The 3643-nt window shown below is 69.0% G+C and carries 6 protein-coding genes and 1 pseudogene; 6 read left to right on the forward strand and 1 reads right to left on the reverse strand.

From position 1 onward, the window contains the following. Positions 1 to 913: sigma-54-dependent Fis family transcriptional regulator (locus JMF90_RS28740; protein ID WP_201325738.1), on the forward strand; the 913-nt coding region annotated here is incomplete at its 5' end. 73 nt (positions 914 to 986) lie between these two features. On the opposite strand, the gene JMF90_RS28745 is transcribed toward JMF90_RS28740, so the two are convergent. Further along, a complete protein-coding gene (locus JMF90_RS28745) occupies positions 987 to 1196 on the reverse strand; it encodes a hypothetical protein (protein WP_079999371.1) in 210 nt (69 codons plus the stop codon). 34 nt (positions 1197 to 1230) lie between these two features. Here JMF90_RS28745 and pqqA point away from each other — a divergent pair, with 34 nt between their 5' ends. The 5 genes and pseudogenes from pqqA to JMF90_RS28770 all read left to right on the forward strand — a co-directional run. Next, entirely contained in the window at positions 1231 to 1305 is a 75-nt protein-coding gene (gene pqqA / locus JMF90_RS28750) for a pyrroloquinoline quinone precursor peptide PqqA (RefSeq protein ID WP_006485436.1), read from the forward strand. A 61-nt stretch (positions 1306 to 1366) separates the two neighbouring features. Beyond that, positions 1367 to 2290 (forward strand): pyrroloquinoline quinone biosynthesis protein PqqB, encoded by a 924-nt coding sequence (gene pqqB / locus JMF90_RS28755; protein WP_011547063.1) that lies wholly within the window; start codon positions 1367 to 1369, stop codon positions 2288 to 2290. A gap of 2 nt (positions 2291 to 2292) precedes the next feature. Next, positions 2293 to 3012, forward strand: coding sequence for a pyrroloquinoline-quinone synthase PqqC (pqqC, locus tag JMF90_RS28760; protein WP_011547064.1), 720 nt, complete (start codon positions 2293 to 2295; stop codon positions 3010 to 3012). Next, a pseudogene (gene pqqD, locus JMF90_RS28765) lies at positions 3009 to 3291 on the forward strand (pyrroloquinoline quinone biosynthesis peptide chaperone PqqD). The gene pqqC and the pseudogene pqqD overlap by 4 nt, the downstream one beginning before the upstream one ends. Position 3292: 1 nt before the next feature. Beyond that, the coding region (locus JMF90_RS28770) for a radical SAM protein (RefSeq protein WP_201325739.1) at positions 3293 to 3643 on the forward strand (351 nt) is incomplete at its 3' end.

The raw sequence follows: 3643 nt of genomic DNA on the forward strand, positions 1-3643 counted from the left end.
CGCGCAGGCGATCCACAACGACTCGCCGCGCCGCGACGCGCCGTTCGTCGCGGTCAACTGTGCGTCGATTCCGGAGACGCTGATCGAGTCCGAGCTGTTCGGCTACGAGGAGGGCGCGTTCACCGGCGCGCGCCGCAAGGGGGCGATCGGCAAGCTGCTGCAGGCGAACGGCGGCACGCTGTTCCTCGACGAGATCGGCGACATGCCGTATCCGCTGCAGGTGCGGCTGCTGCGCGTGCTGCAGGAGCGCCTCGTCAACCCGCTCGGGTCGACGAAGACGATCGCCGTCGACATCGCGATCATCTGCGCGACGCACCGCGACTTGCGCGAGATGATCGCGCAGAACCGTTTCCGCGAGGATCTCTACTACCGGCTGAACGGCCTCGTGGTGCGCCTGCCGCCGTTGCGCGACCGCACGGATCTCGCGGTCGTCGTGCAGAAGATGCTGCAGCGCGAAGCGTTCGCGGGCCCGGGCCGGCCGCCGCTGTCGGTGGCGCCGGACGTGATGGAGTTGTTCGTGCGGTGCACGTGGCCGGGCAACTTCCGCCAGCTCGGCAACCTGCTGCGCACGGCGGCCGCGATGGTCGACGACGACGGCGAAATCCGGCGCGAGCACCTGCCCGACGACTTCTTCGACGACCTGCGGCGCGGCGATGCGCACGTCGGGCACGCAGGGCAGGCGGCGCCCGATTCGCCTGCCGCGGCGAGCGCCGGCCCTTGCGTCGCGGACGCGTTGCCGCCCGCCGACGCGCGCCTGCAGGACGTCGCCGCCTCCGCGATCGCCGCCGCGCTCGCGCGTCATGGCGGCAACGTGTCCGCCGCGGCGCGCGCGCTCGGCGTCTCGCGCAACACGATCTACCGGAAGATGCCGGCCGCCGACGCGGGACGCCAGCCGTCGTCCGACGAAGACTGACGCGCGCGGCCGTCGCGCGGTGCGCGACCTGTCACAGCCGGTGTGTCAACTTGCAACACCGGTGTTCAACGATTCAACACTTGTGACCACTCGCGGACATCGTGCCGCCGGGGTGGCGGACCGCATTCGCGCGGATCGTGTCGGCTATTCGTAAGGATTCCGCCTCGATGCCCGGATGGCGGCCGTCTACCGCCGCCGCGCCGCCGCAATACGCGTTCGGCACGCTCCTTGCTGAATAGAAATCGACCGCTCGCTTGCCGCGGTCGTTCGATTCATCCGGCAACGCATCAACTCATCAACTCAACAGGAGACACACCATGCAGTGGACGACACCGTCTTACACCGACCTGCGCTTCGGCTTCGAAATCACGATGTACATCGCCAACCGCTGATCGCCGTGCGTGCCGCCCGCTTCGCCGTGGTCGGCGCGGGCGGCCTCGGGAGCTGACGCCCATGAAGATCAAGATACTCGGCTCGGGAGCCGGCGGCGGGCTGCCGCAATGGAACTGCAATTGCGCGAACTGCCGTCGTGCGCGCAGCGGAAGCGGCCACGTGCTGTCGCGCACGCAGTCGTCGATCGCGGTCAGCGACGACGGCGTCGACTGGGTCCTCGTCAATGCGTCGCCCGACATTCTTTCCCAGTTGCGCGCGGCGCCGGACCTGCAACCGGCGCGCGCGATCCGCGACAGCGGCATCGCCGCCGTCGTGCTGTGCGACGCGCAGATCGATCACGTGACGGGCCTGCTGATGCTGCGCGAGCGTTCGACGCCGCTGCCGCTCTACGCGAGCGCGCCGGTGCTCGACGACCTGTCGACCGGCTTGCCGCTCGTGCCGCTGCTCGGCCATTACTGCGGCGTCGCCGCGCACACGATCGTGCCCGGCGAGCCGTTCGCGGTGCCGGCGGCGCGCGGCATCCGTTTCACCGCGATCGCCGTCGACAGCAAGCCGCCGCCTTATTCGCCGCGACGCGCGTCGGCCGCGCCCGGCGACAACATCGCGCTGTCGATCGAGGACGTCGCGAGCGGGCGGCGCGCGTTCTATGCGCCGGGGCTCGCGTCGGTCACCGACGACGTGCGCGCGGCCATGGACGGCGCCGATCTCGTGCTGGTGGACGGCACGTTCTGGACCGGCACCGAGATGATCGATCTCGGCCTGTCGGGCAAGCACGCTTCGGACATGGGGCATCTCGCGCAGTGCGCGGAACCCGGGCAGCCCGGCATGATCGACTGGCTCGACACGCTGCCCGCGCGCACGCGCAAGGTGCTCACGCACATCAACAACACGAACCCGATTCTCGATCCGCATTCCGTCGAGCATGCGCACCTGCGCGCGCACGGCATCGACGTCGCGCACGACGGCATGCAATTCCAGGTCTGACGATGAACGCACCGATCCCCGCTACGGCGTTGCACGCGACGCCCTGGACCGCGACCGAATTCGAGGCGCGCCTGCGTGCGCTCGAATCGCGCTATCACATTCATCATCCGTTCAACCGGCGGCTCAACAGCGGCGCCTGTTCGCCCACGCAGATCCGCGGCTGGGTCGCGAACCGCTTCTACTACCAGATCTGCATCCCGCTCAAGGATGCGGCGATCCTGTCGAACTGCCCCGACCGCGAGACGCGGCGCCGCTGGATTCAGCGGCTGATCGACCACGACGGGCAGGGCGACAACGCAGGCGGCATCGAGGCGTGGGTGCGGCTCGGCGAAGCGTGCGGCCTGACGCGCGACGAGCTGTGGTCGCTCGAACACGTGCTGCCGGGCGTGCGTTTCGCGGTGGATGCGTATGTGAACTTCGCGCGGCGCGCGCCCTGGCAGGAAGCCGTGTGCTCGTCGCTGACCGAGATGTTCGCGCCGCAGATCCATCTCGACCGGCTCGCGGGCTGGCCGTCGCATTACCCGTGGATCGAACCGGCCGGGCTGCATTACTTCCGCAGCCGCGTGCCGCTCGCGCAGCGCGACGTCGAGCATGGGCTCGCGGTGACGCTCGCGCATTTCACGACACCGGACGCGCAGCAGCGCGCGCTCGGCATTCTGCAATTCAAGCTCGACATCCTGTGGTCGATGCTCGACGCCGTCGAAAAGGCCTACCCGTTATGAACGCGATCGAAGCCGCCAGCGGCGTGCCGCTGCGCCCCTGCCTCAGGGGCATGTACCGCCTGCAATGGGAGGCAGCCCAGGATGCGTACGTGCTGCTCTATCCGGAGGGCATGGTCAAGCTGAACCCGAGCGCCGGCGAGATTCTCGCGCGCTGCGACGGCACGCGCGAACTGGACGACATCATCGGCGAGCTCGAACGCCTGTTCATGCAATCGGATCTCGCGACCGACGTGTACCGTTTTTCTCGATCATGCGCGACTGCGCGGCTGGCTCGACTGACATGACGCCCGATACTTCCCGTCCGTCCGCGCCGCTGTGGCTGCTCGCGGAACTCACGTACCGCTGCCCGCTGCACTGCGCGTTCTGCTACAACCCGGTCGACTTCGCGACGCACGGCGCGGAACTCGATACCGATGCGTGGCGCACGGTCATCAGCGACGCACGCGCGCTCGGCGCCGCGCAGATCGGCTTCTCGGGCGGCGAGCCGCTGCAGCGCGGCGACCTCGAGACGCTCGTCGCGCATGCGCGCGGGCTCGGCTTCTATACGAACCTGATCACGTCGGGCATCGGGCTGAACGTCGCGCGCATCGAGCGGCTCAAGGCCGCCGGGCTCGACCACATCCAGTTGTCG

The sequence above is a fragment of the Burkholderia sp. E168m23 genome (assembly GCF_016586125.1).
Taxonomy (GTDB): Bacteria; Pseudomonadota; Gammaproteobacteria; order Burkholderiales; family Burkholderiaceae; genus Burkholderia; species Burkholderia orbicola.